The sequence below is a fragment of the Streptomyces sp. NPDC026538 genome (genome assembly GCF_055567535.1).
Genome location: NZ_JBVHQG010000011.1, coordinates 113,602 through 138,229, shown reverse-complemented (window position 1 = coordinate 138,229; position 24,628 = coordinate 113,602). Strand labels below are relative to the sequence as shown.

The 24,628-nt window shown below is 70.2% G+C and carries 27 protein-coding genes; 24 read left to right on the top strand and 3 right to left on the bottom strand.

Annotation, left to right across the window (positions count from 1 at the left end):
• Positions 1-9: 9 nt before the first annotated feature.
• Together ffh and ftsH are read left to right on the top strand one after the other, a co-directional pair.
• A complete protein-coding gene (gene ffh / locus ACZ4N4_RS35785; RefSeq protein WP_467596729.1) occupies positions 10-1,560 on the top strand; it encodes a signal recognition particle protein in 1,551 nt (516 codons plus the stop codon).
• A gap of 118 nt (positions 1,561-1,678) precedes the next feature.
• Positions 1,679-3,622 (top strand): ATP-dependent zinc metalloprotease FtsH, encoded by a 1,944-nt coding sequence (gene ftsH / locus ACZ4N4_RS35780; RefSeq protein ID WP_467596726.1) that lies wholly within the window; start codon positions 1,679-1,681, stop codon positions 3,620-3,622.
• Positions 3,623-3,758: 136 nt separating this feature from the next.
• Here ftsH and ACZ4N4_RS35775 read toward each other — a convergent pair whose 3' ends face one another.
• On the bottom strand, positions 3,759-4,619 hold the full coding sequence (locus tag ACZ4N4_RS35775; RefSeq protein WP_467596724.1) for an SAM-dependent methyltransferase: 861 nt from the start codon (positions 4,617-4,619) through the stop codon (positions 3,759-3,761).
• A gap of 587 nt (positions 4,620-5,206) precedes the next feature.
• Here ACZ4N4_RS35775 and ACZ4N4_RS35770 point away from each other — a divergent pair.
• The 17 genes from ACZ4N4_RS35770 (at position 5,207) to ACZ4N4_RS35690 (ending at position 18,482) form a co-directional block, all read left to right on the top strand.
• Positions 5,207-5,809: a hypothetical protein gene (locus tag ACZ4N4_RS35770; RefSeq protein WP_450766032.1), complete on the top strand. Its 603-nt coding sequence runs from the start codon at positions 5,207-5,209 to the stop codon at positions 5,807-5,809.
• Between the two features lie 301 nt (positions 5,810-6,110).
• A complete protein-coding gene (gene rpsP, locus ACZ4N4_RS35765) occupies positions 6,111-6,530 on the top strand; it encodes a 30S ribosomal protein S16 (RefSeq protein WP_360484878.1) in 420 nt (139 codons plus the stop codon).
• A gap of 5 nt (positions 6,531-6,535) precedes the next feature.
• The gene (locus tag ACZ4N4_RS35760) at positions 6,536-6,775 is read left to right on the top strand and encodes an RNA-binding protein (RefSeq protein ID WP_003973401.1); all 240 of its coding nucleotides are present in this window, start codon (positions 6,536-6,538) and stop codon (positions 6,773-6,775) included.
• A gap of 104 nt (positions 6,776-6,879) precedes the next feature.
• Positions 6,880-7,443, top strand: coding sequence for a ribosome maturation factor RimM (gene rimM, locus ACZ4N4_RS35755; protein WP_467596719.1), 564 nt, complete (start codon positions 6,880-6,882; stop codon positions 7,441-7,443).
• Entirely contained in the window at positions 7,443-8,276 is an 834-nt protein-coding gene (trmD, locus tag ACZ4N4_RS35750) for a tRNA (guanosine(37)-N1)-methyltransferase TrmD (protein ID WP_453573558.1), read from the top strand. Before rimM ends, trmD begins: the two co-directional genes overlap by 1 nt.
• Before the next feature lie 142 nt (positions 8,277-8,418).
• Positions 8,419-8,769, top strand: a complete 351-nt coding sequence (rplS, locus tag ACZ4N4_RS35745) for a 50S ribosomal protein L19 (RefSeq protein ID WP_351323547.1) — start codon at positions 8,419-8,421, stop codon at positions 8,767-8,769.
• Between the two features lie 83 nt (positions 8,770-8,852).
• Positions 8,853-9,566, top strand: coding sequence for a signal peptidase I (lepB, locus tag ACZ4N4_RS35740; RefSeq protein WP_467596716.1), 714 nt, complete (start codon positions 8,853-8,855; stop codon positions 9,564-9,566).
• A complete protein-coding gene (gene lepB, locus ACZ4N4_RS35735) occupies positions 9,559-10,647 on the top strand; it encodes a signal peptidase I (RefSeq protein ID WP_467596713.1) in 1,089 nt (362 codons plus the stop codon). The genes lepB (ACZ4N4_RS35740) and lepB (ACZ4N4_RS35735) overlap by 8 nt, the downstream gene beginning before the upstream one ends.
• Positions 10,538-11,566: a signal peptidase I gene (gene lepB, locus ACZ4N4_RS35730; protein ID WP_467596711.1), complete on the top strand. Its 1,029-nt coding sequence runs from the start codon at positions 10,538-10,540 to the stop codon at positions 11,564-11,566. The genes lepB (ACZ4N4_RS35735) and lepB (ACZ4N4_RS35730) overlap by 110 nt, the downstream gene beginning before the upstream one ends.
• 126 nt (positions 11,567-11,692) lie before the next feature.
• Positions 11,693-12,478 (top strand): signal peptidase I, encoded by a 786-nt coding sequence (gene lepB / locus ACZ4N4_RS35725; protein WP_467596709.1) that lies wholly within the window; start codon positions 11,693-11,695, stop codon positions 12,476-12,478.
• Positions 12,468-12,992 (top strand): NUDIX hydrolase, encoded by a 525-nt coding sequence (locus tag ACZ4N4_RS35720; RefSeq protein WP_453573572.1) that lies wholly within the window; start codon positions 12,468-12,470, stop codon positions 12,990-12,992. Before lepB (ACZ4N4_RS35725) ends, ACZ4N4_RS35720 begins: the two co-directional genes overlap by 11 nt.
• Before the next feature lie 56 nt (positions 12,993-13,048).
• The gene (locus ACZ4N4_RS35715; RefSeq protein ID WP_008745401.1) at positions 13,049-13,357 is read left to right on the top strand and encodes a DUF2469 domain-containing protein; all 309 of its coding nucleotides are present in this window, start codon (positions 13,049-13,051) and stop codon (positions 13,355-13,357) included.
• Positions 13,358-13,485: 128 nt separating this feature from the next.
• Complete coding sequence (locus ACZ4N4_RS35710; RefSeq protein WP_453573575.1) at positions 13,486-13,857, top strand: YraN family protein; 372 nt, start codon at positions 13,486-13,488, stop codon at positions 13,855-13,857.
• Between the two features lies 1 nt (position 13,858).
• Positions 13,859-15,469 (top strand): YifB family Mg chelatase-like AAA ATPase, encoded by a 1,611-nt coding sequence (locus ACZ4N4_RS35705; protein WP_467596705.1) that lies wholly within the window; start codon positions 13,859-13,861, stop codon positions 15,467-15,469.
• Entirely contained in the window at positions 15,466-16,614 is a 1,149-nt protein-coding gene (gene dprA, locus ACZ4N4_RS35700) for a DNA-processing protein DprA (protein WP_467596701.1), read from the top strand. Before ACZ4N4_RS35705 ends, dprA begins: the two co-directional genes overlap by 4 nt.
• A 321-nt stretch (positions 16,615-16,935) precedes the next feature.
• The gene (gene whiG / locus ACZ4N4_RS35695; RefSeq protein ID WP_089098491.1) at positions 16,936-17,778 is read left to right on the top strand and encodes an RNA polymerase sigma factor WhiG; all 843 of its coding nucleotides are present in this window, start codon (positions 16,936-16,938) and stop codon (positions 17,776-17,778) included.
• A 137-nt stretch (positions 17,779-17,915) separates the two neighbouring features.
• A complete protein-coding gene (locus ACZ4N4_RS35690) occupies positions 17,916-18,482 on the top strand; it encodes a TetR/AcrR family transcriptional regulator (protein WP_467597056.1) in 567 nt (188 codons plus the stop codon).
• A 239-nt stretch (positions 18,483-18,721) separates the two neighbouring features.
• On the opposite strand, the gene ACZ4N4_RS35685 is transcribed toward ACZ4N4_RS35690, so the two are convergent.
• Complete coding sequence (locus tag ACZ4N4_RS35685; protein ID WP_467596698.1) at positions 18,722-19,324, bottom strand: murein hydrolase activator EnvC family protein; 603 nt, start codon at positions 19,322-19,324, stop codon at positions 18,722-18,724.
• Between the two features lie 281 nt (positions 19,325-19,605).
• Between ACZ4N4_RS35685 and rpsB the strand changes: the two genes are divergently transcribed.
• The 4 genes from rpsB to frr all read left to right on the top strand — a co-directional run bounded on the left by rpsB (position 19,606) and on the right by frr (position 23,178).
• Positions 19,606-20,538 carry a 30S ribosomal protein S2 gene (gene rpsB / locus ACZ4N4_RS35680; RefSeq protein WP_467596695.1) on the top strand — a complete coding sequence of 311 codons (933 nt, stop codon included), beginning with the start codon at positions 19,606-19,608 and terminating at the stop codon, positions 20,536-20,538.
• Positions 20,539-20,671: 133 nt separating this feature from the next.
• Positions 20,672-21,508 carry a translation elongation factor Ts gene (gene tsf, locus ACZ4N4_RS35675; RefSeq protein ID WP_453029771.1) on the top strand — a complete coding sequence of 279 codons (837 nt, stop codon included), beginning with the start codon at positions 20,672-20,674 and terminating at the stop codon, positions 21,506-21,508.
• 208 nt (positions 21,509-21,716) lie between these two features.
• Positions 21,717-22,475, top strand: a complete 759-nt coding sequence (pyrH, locus tag ACZ4N4_RS35670; protein WP_450766862.1) for a UMP kinase — start codon at positions 21,717-21,719, stop codon at positions 22,473-22,475.
• 145 nt (positions 22,476-22,620) lie between these two features.
• Entirely contained in the window at positions 22,621-23,178 is a 558-nt protein-coding gene (gene frr, locus ACZ4N4_RS35665) for a ribosome recycling factor (RefSeq protein WP_351712500.1), read from the top strand.
• A 50-nt stretch (positions 23,179-23,228) separates the two neighbouring features.
• Here the strand turns inward: frr and ACZ4N4_RS35660 are convergent, their stop codons facing one another.
• A complete protein-coding gene (locus ACZ4N4_RS35660) occupies positions 23,229-23,501 on the bottom strand; it encodes a hypothetical protein (protein WP_467596691.1) in 273 nt (90 codons plus the stop codon).
• A 21-nt stretch (positions 23,502-23,522) separates the two neighbouring features.
• Here ACZ4N4_RS35660 and ACZ4N4_RS35655 point away from each other — a divergent pair, with 21 nt between their 5' ends.
• Complete coding sequence (locus ACZ4N4_RS35655) at positions 23,523-24,572, top strand: phosphatidate cytidylyltransferase (protein ID WP_453573593.1); 1,050 nt, start codon at positions 23,523-23,525, stop codon at positions 24,570-24,572.
• Positions 24,573-24,628 lie beyond the last annotated feature (56 nt).

Sequence of the window (24,628 nt, the reverse complement as noted above, 5' to 3'; positions counted from 1 at the left end):
GACGCCGCCGTGTTCGACACTCTCTCCGATCGCCTTTCAGCGACCTTCAAGAATCTGCGCGGCAAAGGGCGTCTGAGCGAAGCGGACATCGACGCCACGGCCCGCGAGATCCGCATCGCGCTTCTCGAAGCCGACGTGGCCCTCCCGGTCGTCCGCACGTTCATCAAGAACGTCAAGGAGCGGGCGCTCGGCTCCGAGGTCTCCAAGGCCCTGAACCCGGCCCAGCAGGTCCTGAAGATCGTCAACGACGAGCTGGTCACGATCCTCGGCGGCGAGACCCGGCGGCTGCGCTTCGCCAAGCAGCCGCCCACCGTGATCATGCTCGCCGGTCTCCAGGGTGCCGGTAAGACCACCCTCGCGGGCAAGCTCGGCCACTGGCTCAAGGGGCAGGGCCACTCCCCGCTCCTGGTCGCCGCCGACCTGCAGCGCCCCAACGCCGTCAACCAGCTCAGCGTCGTCGCCGAGCGCGCCGGGGTCGCCGTCTACGCGCCCGAGCCGGGCAACGGCGTCGGCGACCCGGTCAAGGTCGCCAAGGACTCCATCGAGTTCGCCAAGCAGAAGGTCCACGACATCGTGATCGTGGACACCGCCGGCCGCCTCGGCATCGACCAGGAGCTGATGCGGCAGGCCGCCGACATCAGGGACGCGGTCAGCCCCGACGAGATCCTCTTCGTCGTCGACGCGATGATCGGCCAGGACGCCGTCACCACCGCCGAGGCCTTCCGCGACGGTGTCGGCTTCGACGGGGTCGTCCTCTCCAAGCTCGACGGTGACGCCCGCGGTGGTGCCGCGCTCTCCATCCGCCAGGTCACCGGCAAGCCGATCATGTTCGCCTCGAACGGCGAGAAGCTCGACGACTTCGACGCCTTCCACCCGGACCGGATGGCTTCCCGCATCCTCGACATGGGTGACCTGCTCACCCTGATCGAGCAGGCGGAGAAGACGTTCAGCCAGGAAGAGGCCGAGAAGATGGCCTCGAAGCTGGCGTCCAAGAAGGGCCAGGACTTCACCCTGGACGACTTCCTGGCCCAGATGGAGCAGGTCAGGAAGATGGGCAGCATCAGCAAGCTGCTCGGCCTGCTGCCCGGCATGGGCCAGATCAAGGACCAGATCAACAACCTGGACGAGCGGGACGTCGACCGCACCGCCGCGATCATCAAGTCGATGACCCCGGGCGAGCGCCAGGACCCCACGATCATCAACGGCTCCCGCCGCGCCCGTATCGCCAAGGGCTCCGGTGTCGAGGTCAGCGCGGTCAAGGGGCTCGTCGAGCGGTTCTTCGAGGCCCGCAAGATGATGTCCCGCATGGCCCAGGGCGGCGGCATGCCGGGCATGCCGGGGATCCCGGGCATGGGCGGCGGCCCCGGCCGGGCCAAGAAGCAGCCGAAGAAGGCCAAGGGCAAGCAGCGCTCCGGCAACCCGATGAAGCGCAAGCAGCAGGAGCTGGAGGAGGCCCAGCGCCGCGAGGCGGCCGCCCAGGGCGGCAACGCGCTCGGGGTGCCGCAGCAGGGCGCCCAGGACTTCGAGCTGCCGGACGAGTTCAAGAAGTTCATGGGCTGAAGTTCCATGGGCTGAAGTTCCATGGGCTGAAGTTCCATGGGCTGAAGTTCATGGGAGTTCAAGGACCGAGTTCACCTGTGCGCGTGCCAGGGGTTGGTCGGTGTCGTACCTTCCGCATATGACCAACCCCGCGCCGCCGCGCAAGTCGCCCGACCAGCCCTGGCGTACCGAGGGTGCCCCCGAGGAGCCGCCGAAGCCGCCGTCCGGCGGGCCGAGGATGCGCGGCGGCTGGTGGCGGTTGATCATGACCGCTCTGGTGGTCTACCTGCTTGCCAACCTGGTGCTGTCGTACTTCGACCAGGCCAACGAGCCGACGATCTCGTACACCGAGTTCAGCAAGCAGGTCAACGACGGCAACGTCGACAAGATCTACGCCAAGGGCGACTCGATCCAGGGGCAGCTCAAGAAGGAGCAGAAGAACCCCGAGGGCGGTGGGAACTACACCAAGTTCAACACCGAGCGGCCGTCCTTCGCCGACGACGCCCTGTGGGCGAACCTGACCAAGCACAACGTCACGGTCACCGCCGCTCCGGTGGTCCAGCACCGCAGTTTCCTCGCCAACCTGCTGATCTCGCTGGCGCCGATCATCATCCTGGTCGCGGTGTGGGTCTTCATCGCCCGCCGGATGAGCGCGGGCCTCGGCGGCGCGGGCGGCATGCTGGGCCGCAAGGCGCCGCCCAAGCCGGTCGAACTGGAGCCCGGACAGCAGCGGACCACCTTCGAGGACGTGGCCGGCATCGACGAGGTCGAGGGCGAGCTCAACGACGTCGTCGACTTCCTGAAGAACCCCGACGCCTACCGCAGGATGGGCGCCAAGATGCCGCGCGGTGTGCTGCTGGCCGGCCCGCCCGGCACCGGCAAGACCCTGCTCGCGCGGGCCGTGGCCGGCGAGGCGGGGGTGCCGTTCTTCTCGGCCTCCGCCTCCGAGTTCATCGAGATGATCGTGGGCGTCGGCGCGTCACGCGTGCGCGAACTGTTCGCGGAGGCCCGCAAGGTCGCTCCCTCCATCATCTTCATCGACGAGATCGACACCATCGGCCGGGCCCGCGGCGGCGGTGCCTCCATGGGCGGACACGACGAGCGCGAGCAGACCCTCAACCAGATCCTCACCGAGATGGACGGCTTCTCCGGCTCCGAGGGCGTCATCGTCATCGCGGCCACCAACCGCGCCGACATCCTCGACCCCGCGCTCACCCGGCCCGGCCGCTTCGACCGGGTGGTCCAGGTCTCGCCCCCGGACCGCACCGGCCGCGAGGCCATCCTGGAGATCCACACCCGCGAGATCCCGCTCGCCCCGGACGTCGACCTCGCCCAGGTCGCCCGTACCACCCCGGGCATGACCGGTGCCGAACTGGCCAACCTCGCCAACGAGGCAGCTCTGCTCGCCGTCAAGCGCCAGCAGGACAGCGTGACCCAGTCGGACCTCTCGGAGGCCTTGGAAAAAGTCCAGCTCGGCGCCGAACGGCCGCTGGTGATGCCCGAGGAGGAGCGCAGGCGCACCGCCTACCACGAGAGCGGGCACGCCCTGCTCGGCATGCTGCAGCCCGGCGCCGACCCGGTCCGCAAGATCACCATCGTGCCGCGCGGCCGCGCCCTCGGCGTCACCCTGTCCACGCCGGACGCGGACAAGTACGCGTACACCGAGGAGTACCTGCGCGGCCGGATCATCGGCGCGCTCGGCGGAATGGCCGCCGAGCAGGTCGTCTACGACGTGATCACCACCGGTTCGGAGAGCGACCTGGAGCAGGTCACCAACATCGCGCGCGGGATGGTCTCCCGCTGGGGCATGAGCGAGGAGGTCGGTCGCCTCTCCGCGCTCCCGAACGACGCCCAGCAGGCCTACGGACTCGCCGCCGCGCCCCAGACCCTGGACGCGATCGACACCGAGATGCGCCGGATCGTCGACGAGTGCTACGACGAGGCCCGCCGCAAACTCCGCGAGCACCGCGACCAGCTGGACGCACTGGCCCAGGCCCTGCTGGAACGCGAAACACTGGAGGAGGCGGACGCCTACCGGATCGCGGGGATCACCCGCCTGACCAAGGACCTCGACGAGACCTGACCGCCCCGATTCCGACCGCGCCGTTTCCGAGCGCCCCGAAGGGGCGCGGGGCGGTACCGATATGCGGCTCCGCCGCGCGGACGCGACCAGCCACGACGCGACCGCGGACGAAAGCGTCGGCCCTCCCGGCGGAGCGTCAGCGCACGCGGGCGATCAGGTACCGGAAGACGTTCGGCATCCACACCGTGCCGTCGGGGCGCTGGTGCGGGTGGAGCGCCTCGGTCAGCTCCTTGCCGACCTGCTCCTGGTCGGTCGCCGCGATCGCCGCGTCGAACAGCCCGGTCGACAGCAGTCCGCGTACGGCGCTGTCGGCGTCGGCGTAGCCGAAGGGGCAGGAGACCCGACCGGACCCGTCCATCCGCAGCCCGGCCCGCTGGGCGACCTCCTCCAGGTCGTCGCGGCACGCCGGCCGCCAACTGCCCGCGCTGCGCAAAGGATCGGCCAATTTCGCGGCCACCCGCAGGACGGACGAGGTCGCACAGCGCTCCGGCGGACCCCAGCCGACCAGCACCACGGCCGCCCCGCGCTCCGCCGACGGCACCGCCTCGGCGAGCAGTCCACCGAGCCCTTCGGCGTCGCCGGCCAGGCAGCCGATCGGGTCGAAGGCGGTGATCAGGTTGTACGCCGGTGCCTGCGCGTCCACCGCGTCCGCCGGCCCGCCCTCGACCACCCGGGCGGCACGGCCACGCGCGCGTGCCCCGAGGGCCGGCTCGGGCTGCAGGCGCGCACGGGCGAGGGCGAGGCGTTCGGGGGAGGAGTCGACACCGGTCACCACGGCCCCTCTGGCCGCCGCCATCAACAGGGCGAGACCGGAACCGCAGCGCAGGCCGAGCAGCCGGGTGGCGGGGCCCACTTCTAGTCGCTCGTGGACGGTCTCGTAGAGCGGGACCAGCATCCGCTCCTGGATCTCTGACCAGTCACGCGCGCGTGCGCCCAGGTTCACGCGGGGTGCGGAGTCCGCGTGAGACGGGTGATGCCGCACGAGCGTAGGTGTCATAGGTAAGCGCCCCAATCCGCCGAGAGTTACGCACTGACCGATTCCGTGGTCCCCGTGTCGTGCGCTCGCACTTCCCACGTATGCCAGGTAACTCCGGGCTCGCGGTGGCGTCCAGAGGTCGCGGGTACCGGCTTGTAGGTGGAATGTGACTGTGGCGAGATTTCACATCCCCGCAACTTGTGGCTCTACCATCGGACCCACGACACGGCGGTTCTGGCCATGGTCGGCCGGCCCGGTGACCGTCCGGGGTCCGGTCGCCGGAGGCGGGTCGGCGCCGGATGACGACGGGGTCCGAGTAACGCCGGGGCCGTCGCGGGCGCTGACCGGTAGGGCGTCCCAAGCCACGAGAGCGACCGAAAGGCCTCTTGCGCATCCGCCGACCACAGCCGCCCCGGTCCCTACGTCGGGGGTACGCGTCGGGGCGTACGTCAGACTACGCACCGGCTTGGTACGAGCTGTGAGGCTTCTCCGCAGATCAGCGCACCCGTACTCGTCTCCACGCATCAGTGCCAACTGACGGGTACGTGCAAATTATTTGGGATGCCCCGGAATAGGAACACAGCGGCACCCCCGCTCGTTCTCATTACGTGAGCACGACACAGACACCACCTGTTCTCGCCGCAGAGCTGGCAGAGGCGTGGGCCGACATTCAGCGGTACCACCCCGAACTGCCCGACCTTGCCGCGCCAGAGTCCCTGATCGGAGAGTCGTCGTCCGCGTGCGGACACGAGCTCTCCTTCGAACGGCTGCTCCATGAGGCAGTCCACGGCATCGCCGCCGCCCGTGGAGTGCGCGACACCTCCCGGGCCGGCCGCTACCACAACCGCAGATTCCTCGCGATCGCCGAGGAGCTGGGCCTGGACCACCCCGACGAGCCGCACCCCAGCAGCGGCTTCTCGCTGGTCGCGCTCAACCCCGAGGCCAAGCGCCGCTACCGGCCGACCATCGAGAGACTGCAGCGCGCTCTCAAGGCCCACACGGTGGCGACCTCCGCCGACACCTCCCGTACCTTCCGCGGCCCGGCCGCCCGCCACGGCTCGTCCGGCGGCGGCGTCCGGGTCAAGGCGGTGTGCGACTGCGGCCGCAACGTCCGGGTGGTGCCGTCGGTCCTGGCCCAGGCGCCCATCGTGTGCGGCGGCTGCGGCAAGCCGTTCCGCATCCCGGAGGCCGTGGGAGCGGCGGCGAGCTGAGCAGACGGCTGCTCGTGGCAGCCGTAGCCATGGCTCATCGCCACACCCCGGTCTCCCCGCGGCAGCGCACCCGACGTACCTCACCTCCGCGCCGGGTGCGCCTGCGGCATGCCCAGGGCCCCGCACCTCGCCGTCGGCCAAAGCGACCCGCAGGGTGTGGCACAATGGCTAGCTGTACTCGACAGCCGCACAGGACCCCTCTCTCCTCCGGCTGACGCGTCCATCGGGCACTCGGGTACCGCAACCCCACGCGGCAGACTCGCCGTGCCCAAACACGTCAAATCCAGGAGAACCCACTCCCGTGGCAGTCAAGATCAAGCTGAAGCGTCTGGGCAAGATCCGTTCGCCTCACTACCGCATCGTCGTCGCCGACTCCCGCACGCGCCGTGACGGCCGTGCGATCGAGGAGATCGGCAAGTACCACCCGACCTACAACCCGTCGGTCATGGAGGTGGACGCCGACCGCGTCGCCTACTGGCTCGGCGTCGGCGCCCAGCCGACCGAGCCCGTGCTCGCCATCCTGAAGAAGACCGGCGACTGGCAGAAGTTCAAGGGCGAGCCCGCCCCGGCGCCGCTGCTCGTGGCCGCGCCGAAGGCCGCGCGCCCGACGTTCGAGGCGCTCGGCGGTGACGACGAGGGCAAGGGTGAGGCGATCACCCAGAAGAAGAAGGCTGAGAAGAAGGACGAGGCCGCGGCTGAGTCCGAGTCGACCGAGGCCTGAGCAGCATGCTCGAAGAGGCGCTTGAGCACCTCGTGAAGGGCATCGTCGACAACCCCGACGATGTGCAGGTCGCCTCGCGCAACCTGCGCCGCGGGCGCGTGCTGGAGGTCCGGGTGCACCCCGACGACCTCGGCAAGGTGATCGGCCGCAACGGTCGTACCGCTCGCGCCCTGCGTACCGTCGTGGGCGCCATCGGCGGTCGCGGAGTCCGCGTCGACCTCGTCGACGTGGATCACGTCCGCTGACGCTTCATCGCAACCGGCTCGGGCCGGGGAGGGCCCACTGGGCCGTCCCCGGCCCGTAGTCGTATGGCTGGTCGTATGAGTCCTATGACAGGAGAACAAGCACAGTGCAGCTGGTAGTCGCACGGATCGGCCGCGCCCACGGCATCAAGGGCGAGGTCACCGTCGAGGTACGCACCGACGAGCCGGAGCTCAGGCTCGCGCCCGGCGCCGTACTCGCCACCGATCCCGCCTCGACGGGGCCGCTGACCATCGAGACGGGCCGGGTGCACAGCGGCCGTCTGCTTCTGCGCTTCGAGGGTGTCAAGGACCGCACCGGGGCCGAGGCCCTGCGCAACACCCTCCTGATCGCCGAGGTCGATCCGGAGGAGCTGCCCGAGGACGAGGACGAGTACTACGACCACCAGCTGATCGACCTGGACGTGGTCACCGCGGACGGCACCGAGGTCGGCCGGATCACCGAGATCTCGCACCTGCCCTCCCAGGACCTGTTCATCGTCGAGCGCCCCGACGGCAGCGAGGTGATGATCCCGTTCGTCGAGGCGATCGTCACCGAGATCGACCTGGAGGAGCAGAAGGCCGTCATCGCGCCCCCGCCGGGCCTGATCGACGACCACGCGGCCGACGCGGTCGCTGATGGACGCAGCGCCTCCTCCCCGGACGAGTCCTGATGCGCCTCGACGTCGTCACGATCTTCCCCGAGTACCTGGAACCGCTGAACGTCTCGCTCGTCGGCAAGGCACGCGCGCGTGGGCAGCTCGACGTGCGGGTGCACGATCTGCGGACCTGGACGTACGACCGGCACAACACGGTCGACGACACCCCGTACGGCGGCGGGCCCGGCATGGTCATGAAGACCGACCCCTGGGGTGACGCCCTCGACACCGTCCTCGCCGACGGCTACGAGACCGGCGCGCACGCCCCCGCGCTGATCGTGCCCACCCCCAGCGGCCGCCCCTTCACCCAGGAACTCGCGGTCGAACTCTCCGAGCGGCCCTGGCTGATCTTCACACCGGCCCGCTACGAGGGCATCGACCGGCGGGTCATCGACGAGTACGCCACCCGGATGCCGGTCCACGAGGTGTCCATCGGCGACTATGTGCTGGCCGGCGGCGAGGCGGCCGTACTCGTCGTCACCGAGGCCGTGGCCAGGCTGCTGCCCGGCGTCCTCGGCAACGCCGAGTCGCACCGGGACGACTCCTTCGCGCCCGGAGCGATGGCCAACCTCCTGGAAGGGCCCGTCTACACCAAGCCGCCGCAGTGGCGGGGCCGCGACATCCCGGAGGTGCTGCTCAGCGGCCACCACGGGAAGATCGCCCGCTGGCGCCGTGACGAGGCCCTGAAGCGTACGACCACGCACCGGCCCGACCTGATCGAGCGCTGCGACCCCAAGGCGTTCGACAAGAAGGACCGCGAGATGCTCTCCATCCTGGGCTGGGCACCGGACCCGGAGGGGGAGCCCCACGGCCGATTTTGGCGCCGGGCCCCCGGCGTGGAAGAATAGGCGGCTGTTGTGCTGTGAACCGTCCGGTGTGCGCCCCTGCCACAGGGGGAGACGACGCCCACCCCGACGGCACGGCCCACTTCCGAAGAACCTCTAGTTCCCGTTGATGACCTGTGGCATCAGCGAAGAAAGCAGACGAAAAATGTCTCACCTGCTCGACACCGTCGACTCCGCGTCGCTGCGCAGCGACGTCCCGGCCTTCCGCCCGGGTGACACCGTCAACGTCCACGTCCGCGTCATCGAGGGCAACCGCTCCCGTGTGCAGCAGTTCAAGGGCGTTGTGATCCGCCGCCAGGGCAGCGGTGTCCGCGAGACCTTCACGGTCCGCAAGGTCTCCTTCTCCGTCGGCGTCGAGCGCACCTTCCCGGTGCACACCCCGATCGTCGAGAAGATCGAGCTCGTCACCCGCGGTGACGTGCGTCGCGCCAAGCTCTACTACCTGCGCGACCTGCGCGGCAAGGCCGCGAAGATCAAGGAGAAGCGCGACAACTGATCGCGTGCGACCAGGCTCGTGAGCCGTAGGCGAGCGAGCCGATAAGAAGGTGCCTTACCGAGGCCGGATAACATCTGGCCCCGATGGACACCGAAGCACAGCCGACGGAGCGCGACCGCTCCTCCAGCCCCGAACCGGAGGCCACGGAGGACCGGTCGCGTTTCGCGTTCCTGACGCGGGTCACCGACTGGCTGCCGGGCGGCTGGATCACCCTGACCCTCTTCGCCTGCCTGGCGTTTTTGCTCGTCCTCAACACTCTCGTGGCGCAACCATTCCAGATTCCCAGCGGATCCATGGAACAGGGATTGAGGATCGGGGACCGAGTTCTCGTAAATAAGTTGGCGTACCGTTTCGGTGCCGAGCCGCGCCGGGGCGATGTCGTCGTGTTCGACGGCACCGGGTACTTCGGGGACGCCGACTACATCAAACGCGTTGTCGGTGTGGGAGGAGACCGTGTGGTCTGCTGCGACAAGGAGGGGAGGATCGAAGTGAACGGCCGGTCGGTCGACGAGACCGCGTTCCTCTATCCCGGTGACACCCCGTCCACCGTGCCCTTCTACGTCGAGGTCCCCGACGGCACGCTCTTCGTCCTCGGTGACCACCGCAGCGACTCCAGCGACTCCCGCGACCATCTGGGCTCGCCCGGTGGCGGCATGATCCCCGTCAAGGACGTGATCGGCCGGGCCGACTGGATCGTCTGGCCGCACGCCCACTGGACCCATCTCACCCGTCCCGCCGCCTACGCGCGCGTGCCGGCGGCACAGCCGTCGAAGGGGGCGGGAGCGGCCCATGGGTAACCGCGGCAAACCGCGCGGCGTGCCCAGCGACGCCACCGCCAATCTGCTGCCCACCGGGGTCCGGCGCTCCTCCGGACCGTCCGGCGGCCGGTCCCGCGCGGAGCGGCGCAAGCTGCAGCGCAAGGTCAAGCGCAAGCGCCGGCGCGGCGCGATGCGGGAGATACCGCTGCTGATCGGTGTGGCCGTCCTGATAGCTCTCGTACTGAAGACGTTCCTCGTCCAGGCGTTCGTGATCCCCTCGGGTTCCATGGAGCAGACGATCCGGATCGGCGACCGTGTCCTGGTCGACAAGTTCACCCCGTGGTTCGGCTCCAAGCCGCACCGCGGGGACGTCGTCGTCTTCCACGACCCGGGCGGCTGGCTGAACGACGAGCAGACCACCCAGGCGAACGACCCGATCGTCGTCAAGCAGGTCAAGGAAGGCCTCACCTTCATCGGTCTGCTGCCCTCCGCCAGCGAGAAGGACCTCATCAAGCGGGTCATCGGTGTCGGCGGCGACCACGTCAAGTGCTGCGACGCGCAGGGCCGGGTCACCGTCAACGGCGTACCGCTGACCGAGGGCGACTACCTCTATCCGGGGAACGTCCCGTCCGCCACCGAGTTCGACATCACCGTCCCGCAGGGGCGGCTGTGGGTGATGGGCGACCACCGCGGCAACTCGGCCGACTCCCGGGCGCACCAGGACACCGACTACGGCGGCACCGTCCCGGTGAGCCTGGTGGTGGGCCGGGCCAAGTGGATCGGCTGGCCGTTCGGGCACTGGACCTCGCTGAACGAACCTAAAACCTTCGCAAGCGTTTCGAACTCCGTGTCGGGGTCGACCGCGGCTCCCCACCTGTCGCATAGGGTTGCCTCCGACGATCCGAATGGAAACATCCAACTCCCGAGCCCTGCGGAACTCCCGCTCGTTATGGGAGTGGTGGGTCTGCGCCGGGGATGGCGCGGGCGGCGGCACGGAGTAAGGAGTTGGCGTGGGGGATGTGGCGGTTGGCGCACGGTCGGGACACGACGGCGAGGAGCACAGCGGGCGCCCCGTGGAGAATGTCCCCCCCGTCGACGGTGGTACCACCTCCGGGAATGACGGTGGTCCGGCCGGGGACGGCGGTCCGGCGGACGGCCCGTACCCCGGCGGTGGCGGCGGGGACACGGACAGGGGTGCGGGCGACTCGGCGGCGCCCGCACCGAAGAAGCCCCGCTCCTTCTGGAAGGAGCTGCCGATCCTGATCGGTATCGCGCTGGTGCTGGCACTGCTGATCAAGACGTTTCTGGTGCAGGCGTTCTCGATCCCGTCGGACTCGATGCAGAACACCCTCCAGCAGGGTGACCGGGTCCTGGTCGACAAGCTCACCCCGTGGTTCGGCTCCAAGCCGGACCGCGGCGAGGTCGTCGTCTTCCACGACCCGGACGACTGGCTGGCCGGCGAGCCCACGGCCCAGCCGAACGCGATCCAGACGTTCCTCAGCTGGATCGGCCTGATGCCGTCCGCCGAGGAGAAGGACCTCATCAAGCGGGTCATCGGCGTCGGCGGCGACACCGTCTCCTGTAAGAACAGCGGCCCGGTCATGGTCAACGGCCATGCGCTGAACGAGCCGTATGTGTATCCGGGCAACACCCCGTGCAGCGTCGACGACCAGGGCGGCCAGTTCACGGTGAAGGTGCCCAAGGGCTACATCTGGGTGATGGGCGACCACCGCCAGAACTCCCGCGACTCGCGCTACAACCAGTCCGACAAGCACCACGGCATGGTCCCGGTCAAGGACGTCGTCGGCCGCGCCATCGTCAAGGCCTGGCCGATCAACCGCTGGGGCACCCTGCCCGTCCCGGACACCTTCGACCAGAGCGGCATCAACACGCAGTCGTCCGCCGCGGCCTCCCTCTCGGTGGCCCCGGAGGGCGTGGCCGTCGCGGCCGTCCTGCCGATCGCGGTGTGGCGCCGCCGGCGGGGCGAGCGGATCGAGTCGAAGTTCGAGAAGCGGCCGGCGGCCGCCGGCAAGCGCTGACCGGAGCGAGCCCGGCCGCTGCCGGCCGGTGCTGACCGGCCCATGTGAAACCCTTGGGGAGCTTGTGACCAGGGGCGGGGAAGAAGGGCTGCCCCTGCCCGGTACCGCCGGGTAGGGTGCGGCCTCATGGGTGGCGAGAGCACGATACGTACGGCCCCGCGCAGCGGAGGCACCAGCACCGGCACGGCGCGGGCCGGCGGCACGCTCGGAAATCGCTTGTCCGGGATCGCCGTCGCGCTGGGCATCGTGCTGTTCCTCGGCGGGTTCGCCTGGGGAGCGGTGGTCTACCGGCCGTACACCGTGCCCACCGGTTCGATGACCCCGACGATCGACGCCGGGGACCGGGTCCTCGGCCAGCGCATCGACGGCGGCGAGGTGCGCCGGGGTGACGTGGTGGTCTTCCACGACACGAGCTGGGTCACCAACGCGGACGTCGTCAAGCGCGTGGTCGCGATCGGCGGTGACACCGTCGCCTGCTGCACGAACGGCAAGCTGACCGTCAACGGCAAGCAGATCGACGAGCCGTATCTGCCGGCGGGCAGTCTGGCCGAGCTCCAGGGCTTCCCGACCGTCACCGTCCCCAAGGGCCGGCTCTTCCTCCTCGGCGACGAGCGCCAGGGGTCCCTGGACTCCACCGCCCACCTCACGGACGCGGCGAAGGGCACGGTGGCGCGCAGCGCCGTGAGCGCCCGGGTGGACTCCGTCATCTGGCCCATGAAGGGCCTGCTCAAGCGTCCGACCGGATTCGAGACGCTCGGCGCCCTCTCCCAGCCGGGTCCGCTGCGTATCATCGAGTTCATGATCGTGGGCGGTGCCGTGCTGGTCCTCGCCGGCGGCGCGTACGGCCCGATCGCCGGCCTGCTGGGCCGCTCCCGCGGCCGCGGCCGTACGGAGCCCGCCGGTGCCCGCTGAGGCGCTGCCGGAGGGCACCCCCGGCGCCCCGCGCAAGGTGGCCAGGGTGGTTCTCCTGAACCCCGACGACCGCATCCTGCTCCTGCACGGCCATGAACCGGACGACCCGGCCGACGACTGGTGGTTCACGCCCGGCGGCGGACTGGAGGGCGACGAGACCCGTGAGCAGGCCGCGCTGCGGGAACTCGCCGAGGAGACGGGCATCACGGACGTCGAACTCGGCCCGCTGCTGTGGCGGCGGATGTGCTCCTTCCCGTTCGCCGGCCGCCGCTGGGACCAGGACGAGTGGTACTACCTGGCCCGGACGCCGCATACCTTTGAGGTGATGCCCGAGGCCAGAGCCCTGACCGAGCTGGAGCGGCGCAGTGTCGGGGGAGCACGTTGGTGGACGTGCCGGGAACTGACCCGGGCACATGAGACGGTGTATCCGACCAGACTCGCCGAGCTGTTCCGTAGGCTGCTCGACGAAGGTCCCCCCGTCAGGCCCGTCACCCTGGACACGGAAATCGTCTAGGGGCGCGCGGGACTGGCGCACAATGGTGGGATCGCACGGCTGAAGGGGAACATGCCATGAGCGCCGAGGACCTCGAAAAGTACGAGACCGAGATGGAGCTGAAGCTCTACCGGGAGTACCGCGATGTCGTCGGTCTGTTCAAATACGTGATCGAGACCGAGCGGCGCTTCTACCTCACCAACGACTACGAGATGCAGGTGCACTCGGTCCAGGGTGAGGTGTTCTTCGAGGTGTCCATGGCGGACGCCTGGGTCTGGGACATGTACCGGCCCGCCCGCTTCGTGAAGCAGGTCCGCGTGCTCACGTTCAAGGACGTGAATATCGAGGAGCTGAACAAGACCGATCTGGAGCTTCCGGGCGGGTGACCCGGGCTTCGGGGCGACGTGGGGTCACTCGTGTGAGTGACGGAGTTGTCCACAATCGCTGAGGAACCCACCAAGATCCACTTCTGGGTGGGAGATGCGTGACGGTTGGCGCCGGAGGTGGTGCCGACATGGACACGAATCGGGCACGCAGCGCACTGGGCAGGTACGGCGAGACGCTGGCCGCGCGGCGGCTGACGGAAGCCGGTCTCACGATCCTGGAGCGCAACTGGCGCTGCGGCAGGTCGGGCGAGATCGACATCGTGGCGCGGGACGGGGACGTCCTGGTGGTCTGCGAGGTCAAGACCCGGCGCGCGGGGTTCTTCGAACACCCCATGGCCGGGGTGACCCGCGAGAAGGCGGAGCGCCTGCGCGGCCTCGCCGAACACTGGATCCACGTCCACGGAGGGGCGCCGCCGGGCGGGGTCCGCATCGACGTGGTCGGCGTGCTGCTGCCGCAGCGCGGGGCGCCCGTGGTCGAGCACGCGCGGGGGGTGGCGTGAGATGGGGTTCGCGCGGACGTGCTCGGTGGCGCTGGTGGGCGTCGAGGGTGTGGTGGTCGAGGTCCAGGCCGACCTGGAGCCCGGCGTGGCGGCGTTCACGCTGGTGGGGCTGCCGGACAAGAGCCTGACGGAGAGCAAGGACCGGGTACGGGCGGCGGTGGTGAACTCGGGGGCGGCCTGGCCCTCGAAGAAGCTCACGGTGGGGCTGAGTCCGGCGTCGGTGCCGAAGAGCGGCAGCGGCTTCGATCTGGCGGTCGCCGCGGCGGTGCTCGGCGCGGCCGAACGTATCGATCCCCGGGTGCTCGCCGAGATCGTGATGATCGGCGAGCTGGGCCTGGACGGGCGGGTGCGGCCGGTCCGGGGCATCCTGCCGGCCGTGCTGGCCGCCGCCGACGCCGGATACGAGCAGGTGGTCGTACCCGAGAGCGCGGCGCCGGAGGCCTCGCTGGTGCCGGGCGTGTCGGTGCTCGGCGTACGGAGCCTGCGCCAGCTGATCGCGGTCCTCACCGACGAACCGGTGCCCGACGAGGAGCCCGTCCCCGGCGAGATCCGCTCCGACCCCTTCCTCGCGGGGCTGGCCCTCCCCGGCATGGGGCTCGGCACCGGCATGACGACCGGGCCCCACGCACCCGACCTGGCCGACGTCGCCGGGCAGCCGGTGGCCCGGGCCGCCCTGGAGGTGGCGGCGGCCGGACGCCATCACGTCTTCTTCAAGGGCCCGCCCGGAGCCGGCAAGACCATGCTGGCCGAGCGGCTGCCGGGGCTGCTGCCCGAGCTGAGCCGCCAGGAGTCCCTGGAGGTCACCGCCGTCCACTCGGTCGCCGGGATACTGCCGCCGGGCCATCCACTCGTCGACCGGGCACCCTACTGCGCTCCGCACCACTCGGCCACCATGGCCTCGCTGGTCGGCGGCGGAACCGGCCTGCCACGCCCCGGAGCGGTATCCCTGGCCCACCACGGCGTGCTCTTCCTGGACGAGGCCGCCGAGTTCCACAGCAGCGTCCTGGACGCCCTGCGCCAGCCTCTGGAGTCCGGGCACGTCGTGGTCGCCCGGGCCGCCGGGATACTGCGGATGCCGGCGAAGTTCCTCATGGTCCTGGCCGCCAACCCGTGCCCCTGCGGCCGGCACGGCACCCCCGGTGACACCTGCGAGTGCCGGCCCTCCTCGATCAGGCGGTACCGGGCCCGGCTCTCCGGCCCCCTGCTGGACCGCGTGGACCTCAGGGTGACCGTCGAGCCGGTCGCCCGGGAGGAACTGCTGCGGCTCCACACCAGCGCCGAACCCTCCGCGGCCGTGGCCGACCGGGTGCGCACGGCCCGGGAGCGAGCCGCCCGCCGCTACGAGGGGCTGCCCTGGCACACCAACAGCGAGGTGCCCGGCCATGAGCTGCGCACCCGCTGGCACGTACAGCCCGGCGCGCTCGCCAAGGCCGAACTTGATCTCGACCAGGGCCTGCTCACCGCCCGTGGCCTGGACCGGGTGCTTCGCGTGGCCTGGACCCTTGCCGACCTCGCGGGCCACGACCGGCCTTCGGGGAACGACGTCAACCTGGCACTGGAGCTGCGCACCGGCGTCCGGCGCGGTGCGGTCCTGGAACGGACCGGGCCATGAGCGGCGGCGGACCGCTCGACCGGATCCTTCTCACCCGGGTCATCGAGCCCGGCGACGAGACCGGCGGGCGGTGGCTGCGGGAGTACGGGGTGCACGAGGTGGCCAGGCGGCTGCGCGCGAGCGGGGCGACGGCACTGCCCGGGGTGAGCGAGACGCGCTGGGAGGGCCTCCGCGCCAGGGCCGGGCACGCCGACCCGGCGCGGGACCTCGCGATGGCGCGGCAGGCCGGCGTGCGTTTCGTCGCCCCCGGCGACCCCGAGTGGCCCACCCAGCTCGACGACCTCGGGGACGCCCGTCCCCTCGGGCTGTGGGTGCGGGGGCGGCCCAGTCTGCGGATGTGGGCGCTGCGGGCCGTCGCCGTCGTCGGGGCGCGGGCCTGCACCGAGTACGGGGCGCACATGGCGGCCACCCTCGCCGCGGGGCTCGCCGAGCGCGGCTGGGTGGTGGTGTCCGGCGGCGCCTACGGCGTGGACGGCGCCGCCCACCGCGGTGCGCTCGGCGCCGGCGGCGCCACCGTCGCGGTGCTGGCCTGCGGGGTCGACCGGCCCTACCCGCGCGGGCACACCGAGTTGATCGGAAGGATCGCGGAACAGGGCCTGGTGGTGGGGGAGTTGCCGCCCGGTGAGCATCCGACGCAGAGCAGGTTCGTGCTCCGCAACCGGGTGATCGCGGCGCTGACCAGGGGGACCGTCGTCGTGGAGGCCGCCCACCGCAGCGGCTCGCTGGTCACCGCGCGGGCGGCGCAGCGGCTCGGCCGGTTCACCATGGGCGTGCCCGGCCCCGCCACCAGCGGCCTCTCGGCGGGGGTGCACGAACTGCTGAGAGGGGAGGCCGCCCTCGTCACGGACGCCGCGGAAGTCGTCGAACTCGTGGGCGACATGGGTGACCTGGCACCGGCCAGACGCGGCCCCGTCCTCCCGCGTGACCTGCTGGAACCCGGCGCCCGGCGGGTCCTGGCCGCGCTGCCGGGGAACCGGCCGGCGTCACCCGAAGAGGTGGCACGGGGCGCCCAGACGTCCGAGGACGAGGCCGTCGCGAGGCTGTACGAACTCCGAGCACTTGGTTACGTCGAACGACACGGCGACGGCTGGAAGTTGACACGCCAGGCGATGATCTCGGTCCGAGAGGGTCGGAGTCGGCGCTGACCGAGCGTGTTCGGCCGTCCGGGGGAACCCCCGATGGCCTTGGGAATTCCCGGAGTTGACACCTCTGTCCGATCACGCAGAGCGACACGCCGAGCGCGGCCGGACGTGCCGTGCAGGGGGTTCGCGCAGGGGTGGAGCCTCGGTGTTCGCGCACCGCGACTCCTCAGTCACGCTACGCTCACGAAAGCCCTGACGCAGACCGCGCCAACCGGCACCAGACCGACACCCTGCCCAACCAGCACCCTTCACCCCTGCTCACCCCCTTCACGGCACATCACAGCACTTCCTGGCACTTCACGGCAGAACGGCACAAGGCGACGAATGCCCCAGCACACCTCCGGGTCCGACCGGGCGGCGATCCCCCCAGCCGCCCGCGACGGTGGCAGCGTGCGGCCGCCGGCTCCCTCGACGCTCGACGAGCTGTGGCGGTCGTACAAGGCGACGGGGGACGACCGGCTGCGGGAACAGCTGATCCTGCACTACTCGCCGCTGGTGAAGTACGTGGCGGGGCGGGTGAGCGTCGGTCTGCCGCCCAATGTGGAGCAGGCCGACTTCGTCTCCTCCGGGGTGTTCGGGCTCATCGACGCGATCGAGAAGTTCGACGTCGACCGGGAGATCAAGTTCGAGACGTACGCGATCACCCGGATCCGGGGCGCGATGATCGACGAGCTGCGGGCGCTGGACTGGATCCCCCGGTCCGTACGGCAGAAGGCGCGCAACGTCGAGCGGGCGTACGCCACGCTGGAGGCCCGGCTGCGCAGGACGCCCTCGGAGGGCGAGGTGGCCGCCGAGCTGGGCATCGAGGTCGACGAACTCCATGCCGTCTTCAGCCAGTTGTCGCTGGCCAACGTGGTGGCGCTGGAGGAGCTGCTGCACGTCGGGGGTGAGGGTGGCGACGGGCTGAGCGTCATGGACACGCTGGAGGACACCGCCGCGGACAACCCCGTGGAGGTGGCCGAGGACCGGGAGCTGCGGCGGTTCCTGGCGCGGGCCATCAACACGCTGCCGGAACGGGAGAAGACCGTGGTGACCCTCTACTACTACGAGGGGCTCACGCTCGCCGAGATCGGCAACGTACTCGGGGTCACCGAGAGCCGGGTCAGCCAGATCCACACGAAGTCCGTGCTGCAGCTGCGCGCGAAGTTGGCGAGTTTCGGTCGCTGATCGGCGGCTCTCGGCCGCTGAGCTGGAGATTTCAGGGTGTGCCGGTCGGGAGTGACCGGTGTCCCGGTGGCGCTGTCTCCCGTCCGGCGCGGCGCGTCCGTAGAGTGGTTGACGTGCCAAGGATTCGAGCGGCCTCCGTGGCCGAGCACCGGTCGATGCAGCGAGCCGCCCTGCTGGACGCGGCGCGGTCCCTCCTGTCGGAGGGCGGGACGGAGGCGCTGACGTTCCCCGCGCTCGCCGAGCGGACGGGACTCGCACGCTCGTCCGTGTACGAGTACTTCCGTTCCCGGGCCGCGGTGGTCGAGGAGCTGTGCGCGGTCGACTTCCCGGTGTGGGCGGCGGAGGTCGAGGCGGCGATGGAGCGGGCGGCATCCGGCGAGGGCAAGGTCGAGGCCTATGTGCGGCAGCAGCTGGCTCTGGTCGGGGACCGGCGGCACCGGGCGGTGGTCGCGATCTCGGCGAGCGAGCTGGACGTCGGGGCGCGGGAGAAGATCCGGGCCGCGCACGGCGGGCTGGTCGCGATGATCGTGGAGGCGCTGGGGGAGCTGGGGCATGAGCAGCCCAGGCTGGCGGCGATGCTGGTGCAGGGCGTCGTGGACGCGGCGGTACGGCGCATCGAGCTGGGCGCGGCGGAGGATCCGACGGTCATCACGGACGCGGCCGTCGCCATGGCCCTGCGGGGTGTGCGGGGTGTGCGGGGCTGAGACCGGGGGGCCTTCCGGGTGGTCGACGCGAGTGGAAGGTCCCTTCAGGCGCGCGGGAGAGCGCGTGATCAGCCCCCACGCCCTTTCCGGGGCGCGGGGAATCGCGTGACCAGCCCCCACGCCCTTTGAGGCGCGCGGGGAATCGCGTGACCAGCCCCCCACGCCGCTTCAGGAGCGAGGGAAACCGCGTGACCAGCCTCCACCCACCCGCACGCACACCACCGTCCTCCGCCTCCGGATCACCCCTCCGGGAGCGGCACCCCCAGTACCGGCAGCAGTCTTGACGGACCCCCGTTCAGCAACCACGGCGGCAACAGCAGCAAGGGGTTCACGTACACGTCCCCCCTGAGCAGACCCCAGTGCACGCACGCACCTGCATCACAGTGCGCACCCGCCGGCTCCACCGTCCCCACCACCTGCCCCGCCGCCACCTCCTCTCCCTTCTCGACCTGCGCCGTCACCGGTTCGTACGTGGTGCGCAGGTCCGTCCCGGCGAGTCGCACCGACACCACGCCCCGCCCGGCCACCCGCCCCGCGAAAGAGACCCGGCCCGCCGCCACCGCCCGGACCTCCGCGCCGGGCGCGGCGCCCAGATCGACCCCGCGGTGCCCGGGGCCGTACACCGTCGCCGGCGGCTCCCAGCCCCGCAGGACCGGCGGTCGTACCCCCACCGGCCAGGCGCGGCCGATCGCCGGAACCGTCCCTGGAAGAGGCGGGGCATCCTCCGCCCGGGCCAGAGCCCAGGGCCGGCCCCAGGCCCCGGTCGCCGTCAGGGTCCCGGTCACCGCCAGGAGCAGCGGCAGCACCGCCGCCGCGCCCACCCACCGCATCGTTCGTCGCATCGCCCACATGACCGGACCATCCCGTAAACCGCCGATCATGGCCGGTACCTGTGGATTACTCACCCGTTGTGGACAGCGGCGTCACCCGGTGCCTCGCGGGTCCCGTACACTTCCTTTGGCGATCCGGGTCACCGGGTCGACTTCGCACGCCCCGACATCAGGTCAGCACAACGATCTGAGTCAGCGCTTCTCGGTCCTTCGTGGCACAGCGCAAACGGGCGTCAGGCGCGGGAGCCGTCCGGTACCCGCGGCACAACCGAGAAATTCAAGGAGATACGGCCATGGCCGTCGTCACGATGCGGGAGCTGCTGGAGAGCGGCGTCCACTTCGGTCACCAGACCCGTCGTTGGAACCCGAAGATGAAGCGCTTCATCTTCACGGAGCGCAACGGCATCTACATCATCGACCTGCTCCAGTCGCTGTCGTACATCGACCGCGCCTACGAGTTCGTCAAGGAGACCGTCGCCCACGGCGGCACGGTCATGTTCGTCGGCACGAAGAAGCAGGCGCAGGAGGCCATCGCGGAGCAGGCCACCCGCGTCGGCATGCCCTACGTCAACCAGCGCTGGCTGGGCGGCATGCTCACCAACTTCTCGACCGTCTACAAGCGTCTGCAGCGCCTCAAGGAGCTCGAGCAGATCGACTTCGAGGACGTCGCCGCGTCCGGTCTGACCAAGAAGGAGCTTCTCGTGCTGTCGCGCGAGAAGGCCAAGCTGGAGAAGACCCTCGGCGGTATCCGCGAGATGCAGAAGGTGCCCAGCGCCGTCTGGATCGTGGACACCAAGAAGGAGCACATCGCGGTCGGTGAGGCCCGGAAGCTCAACATCCCGGTCGTCGCGATCCTCGACACCAACTGCGACCCCGACGAGGTCGACTACAAGATCCCGGGCAACGACGACGCGATCCGCTCCGTCACCCTGCTCACCCGCGTGATCGCCGACGCCGTGGCCGAGGGCCTCATCTCCCGCTCCGGTGTCGCCACCGAGGGCAAGGGCGACAAGGCCGCGGGCGAGCCGCTGGCGGCCTGGGAGCGCGACCTGCTCGAGGGCGAGAAGAAGGCCGACGAGCCCGAGGTCCAGACCTCCGCCGAGACCGAGAAGGTCGCCGACGCCGAGCAGGCCGAGGCTCCGGCTGCCGCCGAGGCCGCTGTCGAGGCCCCCGCGGCCGAGGCGCCCGCGACCGAGGCGCCCGCCGCGGACGCCGAGCAGGCCTGACCCGTCAGCGTTGTCGGCGGGGGCGGCGACATCCCGAACGCCCCCGCCGTTCACCCATAGATTCGCGGTCTACATCTACGTGTGGATCGTGGATCGGGCAGATCTCCCGACTTCGAGAAAGACTTAACGACTCATGGCGAACTACACCGCCGCTGACGTCAAGAAGCTCCGCGAGCTCACCGGCGCCGGCATGATGGACTGCAAGAAGGCCCTGGACGAGGCCGAGGGCGATGTCGACAAGGCTGTCGAGGCGCTCCGCATCAAGGGCCAGAAGGGCGTCGCCAAGCGCGAGGGCCGCTCCGCCGAGAACGGCGCCGTGGTCTCGATCATCGCCGACGACAACTCCTCCGGCGTCCTCGTCGAGCTGAAGTGCGAGACGGACTTCGTCGCCAAGGGCGAGAAGTTCCAGGCCGCCGCCAACGCCATCGCCGAGCACGTCGCCAAGTCCACCTACGCGGACCTGGACGCCCTGCTCGCCTCCGAGATCGAGCCCGGCAAGACCGTCCAGGCGTTCGTGGACGAGGCCAACGCCAACCTCGGCGAGAAGATCGTCCTGGACCGCTTCGCGCAGTACGCCGACGGTTTCGTGCTCGCGTACATGCACCGCACGATGCCCGACCTGCCCCCGCAGATCGGTGTCCTCGTCGAGCTCGACAAGCCGAACGCCGAGATCGCCAAGGGCGTCGCCCAGCACATCGCCGCCTTCGCGCCCAAGTACCTCTCCAAGGAGGACGTGCCGGCCGACGTCGTCGAGTCGGAGCGTCGTATCGCCGAGGAGACCACCCGCGCCGAAGGCAAGCCCGAGGCCGCCCTGCCGAAGATCGTCGAGGGTCGCCTCAACGGCTTCTTCAAGGACGCCACGCTGCTCGGCCAGCCGTACGCGCTCGACAACAAGAAGTCGGTCCAGAAGGTTCTGGACGAGGCCGGTGTCACCCTGAAGCGCTTCACGCGCATCAAGGTCGGCATCTGAGTCCGTACCGCGATCGACACGCGACCCGTGGGGAAATCCCGATAGGGTCGGTCGACAGCAGTCGTCCGGGTACCCGGCCAGACCCAGGGTCGTGACGGACGGCAGCAGATCTGACGAGGAGGCCATTGCCGCGCATGGGCAGCGAAAAGCGACCCCACCGGCAATGGCCTTCTTCGTATGTGCACCACGTGAAAGAGGCGGGATCTCCATGACCACCAAGGCTCAGAAGAGCGACGACGGCAAAGTACGCGGCCGGTTTCTGCTGAAGCTGTCCGGAGAGGCGTTCGCCGGTGGCGGCGGCCTGGGCGTGGACCCGGACGTGGTGCACAAGATCGCCCGTGAGATCGCGGCCGTCGTCCGCGACGGCGCCGAGGTCGCCGTCGTCATCGGCGGCGGCAACTTCTTCCGCGGCGCCGAGCTCCAGCAGCGCGGCATGGACCGGGCCCGCTCGGACTACATGGGCATGCTCGGCACGGTGATGAACTGCCTGGCCCTCCAGGACTTCCTGGAGAAGGAGGGCATCGACAGCCGGGTGCAGACCGCGATCACCATGGGCCAGGTCGCCGAGCCGTACATCCCGCTGCGCGCCGTGCGCCACCTGGAGAAGGGCCGCGTGGTCATCTTCGGCGCCGGTATGGGCATGCCGTACTTCTCCACCGACACCACCGCCGCCCAGCGCGCCTTGGAGATCGACGCCGAGGCACTGCTCATGGGCAAGAACGGCGTGGACGGCGTCTACGACTCCGACCCGAAGAAGAACCCGGACGCCGTCAAGTTCGACTCCCTCGGCTACGGCGAGGTCATCACCCGCGAGCTCAAGGTCGCCGACGCCACGGCGATCACGCTCTGCCGCGACAACAGGCTGCCGATCCTGGTGTTCGAGCTGCTCGTGGAAGGCAATATCGCGCGGGCCGTCAAGGGTGAGAAGATCGGCACGCTGGTGGGTGACCAGGGCGGCCGGGCCTGACCGGCACCGCCTGACGCACCCTGACCGGGGGATGGACAATGTCCTGCCGGTCGGGAACCGTGCAGGAAAGAAGACGCGACGCAGCCGGCCGCCGCCCGCACAGGAACCGCAGCCGGGCCTTACTCAAGACACGCAGGAGCAAGTGGTGATCGAAGAGACCCTCCTCGAGGCCGAGGAGAAGATGGAGAAGGCCGTCGTGGTCGCCAAGGAGGACTTCGCCGCGATCCGCACCGGACGTGCGCACCCGGCGATGTTCAACAAGATCGTGGCCGACTACTACGGCGCGCCGACGCCGATCAACCAGCTGGCCTCGTTCTCCGTGCCGGAACCGCGCATGGCGGTCGTGACCCCGTTCGACAAGAGCGCGCTGCGCAACATCGAGCAGGCGATCCGCGACTCGGACCTGGGCGTCAACCCCAGCAACGACGGCAACATCATCCGGGTGGTGTTCCCGGAGCTCACCGAGGAGCGCCGCCGCGACTACATCAAGGTCGCCAAGAGCAAGGCGGAGGACTCCCGGGTGTCCATCCGTTCCGTCCGCCGCAAGGCCAAGGACGCCATCGACAAGCTGATCAAGGACGGCGAGGTCGGCGAGGACGAGGGCCGTCGCGCCGAGAAGGAGCTCGACGACACCACCGCGAAGTACGTCGCGCAGGTGGACGAGCTCCTCAAGCACAAGGAAGCGGAGCTTCTCGAAGTCTGATGAACGACTCATCCTGGGGAGCGCCGCCACACGCCGGTCCGCAGGCCGGATCACCGGCCGGGTACTGGGGGCCGACCGATCAGGGCACCGGCCAGGGGTACGACCAGGGTCCTGCCGAGGGCCGGGGGTACGACGACCAGGGTCCCGTCCCAGGCCAGGGGTATGACCAGGGCCCTGTCCAGGGCCATGGTCACGCCAACGGTGCCGGCCACGGTCAGGGGTACCAGGTTCCCGGCCAGGGGTACGACCAGGGCTACGCCCATGGCTATGGACAGGGGCATGTCCAGGGAGCCGCCCCGGCGGGTCCCGCGTACGATGCGCATGACGCGCAGCAGACTCGCCCCATGCCGATCGTGCCCGACGACGTACCCGCGTACGGCGGAGACCAGGACGACGACCGGGGGGCCTCTCGGCTGAGCGGCCCCCTGTTCCGAGACGAGACGTTCCAGGACGGTACGTCTCGCGACGGGACGTACCGCAACGACACCCCGTCGGCGCAGCCTCTGCCGCATGCGGCGGCGCCGCAGAATCCGGAGCCCATGCCCGACGCCCCGCAGCCGGCGCCCGCGCCGCAGAAGAAGAGCGCGGGTCGGGACCTGGGTGCGGCGATAGGGGTCGGCGTCGGACTGGGCGTCGTGATCGTGGCATCCCTGTTCGTCGTCAAGGCCGTCTTCGTCGGCGTGGTCGCGGTCGCGGTCGTGGTGGGCCTGTGGGAGCTGACCAGCCGGCTCCAGGAGCGCAAGAACATCAAGGCGCCCCTGGTCCCGCTGGCACTGGGCGGCGCGGCGATGGTGGTCGCCGGCTACGCCCGCGGTGCCGAGGGTGCCTGGGTCGCCCTGGCGCTCACCGGGCTCGCGGTTCTGGTCTGGCGGATGACGGAACCGCCGGAGGGCTATCTCCGGGACGTCACGGCGGGTCTCTTCGCGGCGTTCTACGTGCCGTTCCTGGCGACCTTCGTCTCGATGATGCTCACCGCCGACGACGGCCCGCGCCGGGTGATCACCTTCCTCCTCCTCACGGTGGTCAGCGACACCGGGGCCTACGCGGTCGGCTGGCGGTTCGGCACCCACAAGCTCGCCCCGCGCATCAGCCCCGGCAAGACCCGCGAGGGCCTGGTCGGCGCGGTGCTGTTCGCCATGGTGGCGGGCGCGCTGTGCATGCAGTTCCTGATCGACGACGGCACCTGGTGGCAGGGCCTGCTGCTGGGCCTCGCGGTCGCGGCCAGCGCCACCCTCGGCGACCTCGGCGAGTCCATGATCAAGCGGGACCTGGGCATCAAGGACATGGGCACCTTGCTCCCGGGGCATGGCGGCATCATGGACCGGCTGGACTCCCTGCTGCCCACGGCTCCGGTGGTGTGGTTGCTGATGGTGCTGTTCGTCGGCAGCGGCTGACGTACACCTGTCGTAGTCGAGCCCCCGCCCTTCGCAGGGCGGGGGCTCGACGGCTT

Bases quoted from the DNA above. Each gene is read 5' to 3' on its own strand.
- lepB (WP_467596709.1), top strand. From the start codon at position 11,693: ATGGGTGGCGAGAGCACGATACGTACGGCCCCGCGCAGCGGAGGCACC.
- ACZ4N4_RS35715 (WP_008745401.1), top strand. From the start codon at position 13,049: ATGAGCGCCGAGGACCTCGAAAAGTACGAGACCGAGATGGAGCTGAAG.
- pyrH (WP_450766862.1), top strand. From the start codon at position 21,717: ATGACCACCAAGGCTCAGAAGAGCGACGACGGCAAAGTACGCGGCCGG.
- trmD (WP_453573558.1), top strand. From the start codon at position 7,443: ATGCGCCTCGACGTCGTCACGATCTTCCCCGAGTACCTGGAACCGCTG.
- ACZ4N4_RS35655 (WP_453573593.1), top strand. From the start codon at position 23,523: ATGCCGATCGTGCCCGACGACGTACCCGCGTACGGCGGAGACCAGGAC.
- lepB (WP_467596713.1), top strand. From the start codon at position 9,559: ATGGGTAACCGCGGCAAACCGCGCGGCGTGCCCAGCGACGCCACCGCC.
- ACZ4N4_RS35710 (WP_453573575.1), top strand. From the start codon at position 13,486: ATGGACACGAATCGGGCACGCAGCGCACTGGGCAGGTACGGCGAGACG.
- ACZ4N4_RS35685 (WP_467596698.1), bottom strand. From the start codon at position 19,324: ATGCGACGAACGATGCGGTGGGTGGGCGCGGCGGCGGTGCTGCCGCTG.
- whiG (WP_089098491.1), top strand. From the start codon at position 16,936: ATGCCCCAGCACACCTCCGGGTCCGACCGGGCGGCGATCCCCCCAGCC.
- lepB (WP_467596716.1), top strand. From the start codon at position 8,853: ATGGACACCGAAGCACAGCCGACGGAGCGCGACCGCTCCTCCAGCCCC.
- ACZ4N4_RS35705 (WP_467596705.1), top strand. From the start codon at position 13,859: ATGGGGTTCGCGCGGACGTGCTCGGTGGCGCTGGTGGGCGTCGAGGGT.
- ACZ4N4_RS35660 (WP_467596691.1), bottom strand. From the start codon at position 23,501: ATGCGCATCGTACGCGGGACCCGCCGGGGCGGCTCCCTGGACATGCCC.
- dprA (WP_467596701.1), top strand. From the start codon at position 15,466: ATGAGCGGCGGCGGACCGCTCGACCGGATCCTTCTCACCCGGGTCATC.
- ftsH (WP_467596726.1), top strand. From the start codon at position 1,679: ATGACCAACCCCGCGCCGCCGCGCAAGTCGCCCGACCAGCCCTGGCGT.
- rplS (WP_351323547.1), top strand. From the start codon at position 8,419: ATGTCTCACCTGCTCGACACCGTCGACTCCGCGTCGCTGCGCAGCGAC.
- rpsB (WP_467596695.1), top strand. From the start codon at position 19,606: ATGGCCGTCGTCACGATGCGGGAGCTGCTGGAGAGCGGCGTCCACTTC.
- ACZ4N4_RS35760 (WP_003973401.1), top strand. From the start codon at position 6,536: ATGCTCGAAGAGGCGCTTGAGCACCTCGTGAAGGGCATCGTCGACAAC.
- ACZ4N4_RS35775 (WP_467596724.1), bottom strand. From the start codon at position 4,619: ATGACACCTACGCTCGTGCGGCATCACCCGTCTCACGCGGACTCCGCA.
- tsf (WP_453029771.1), top strand. From the start codon at position 20,672: ATGGCGAACTACACCGCCGCTGACGTCAAGAAGCTCCGCGAGCTCACC.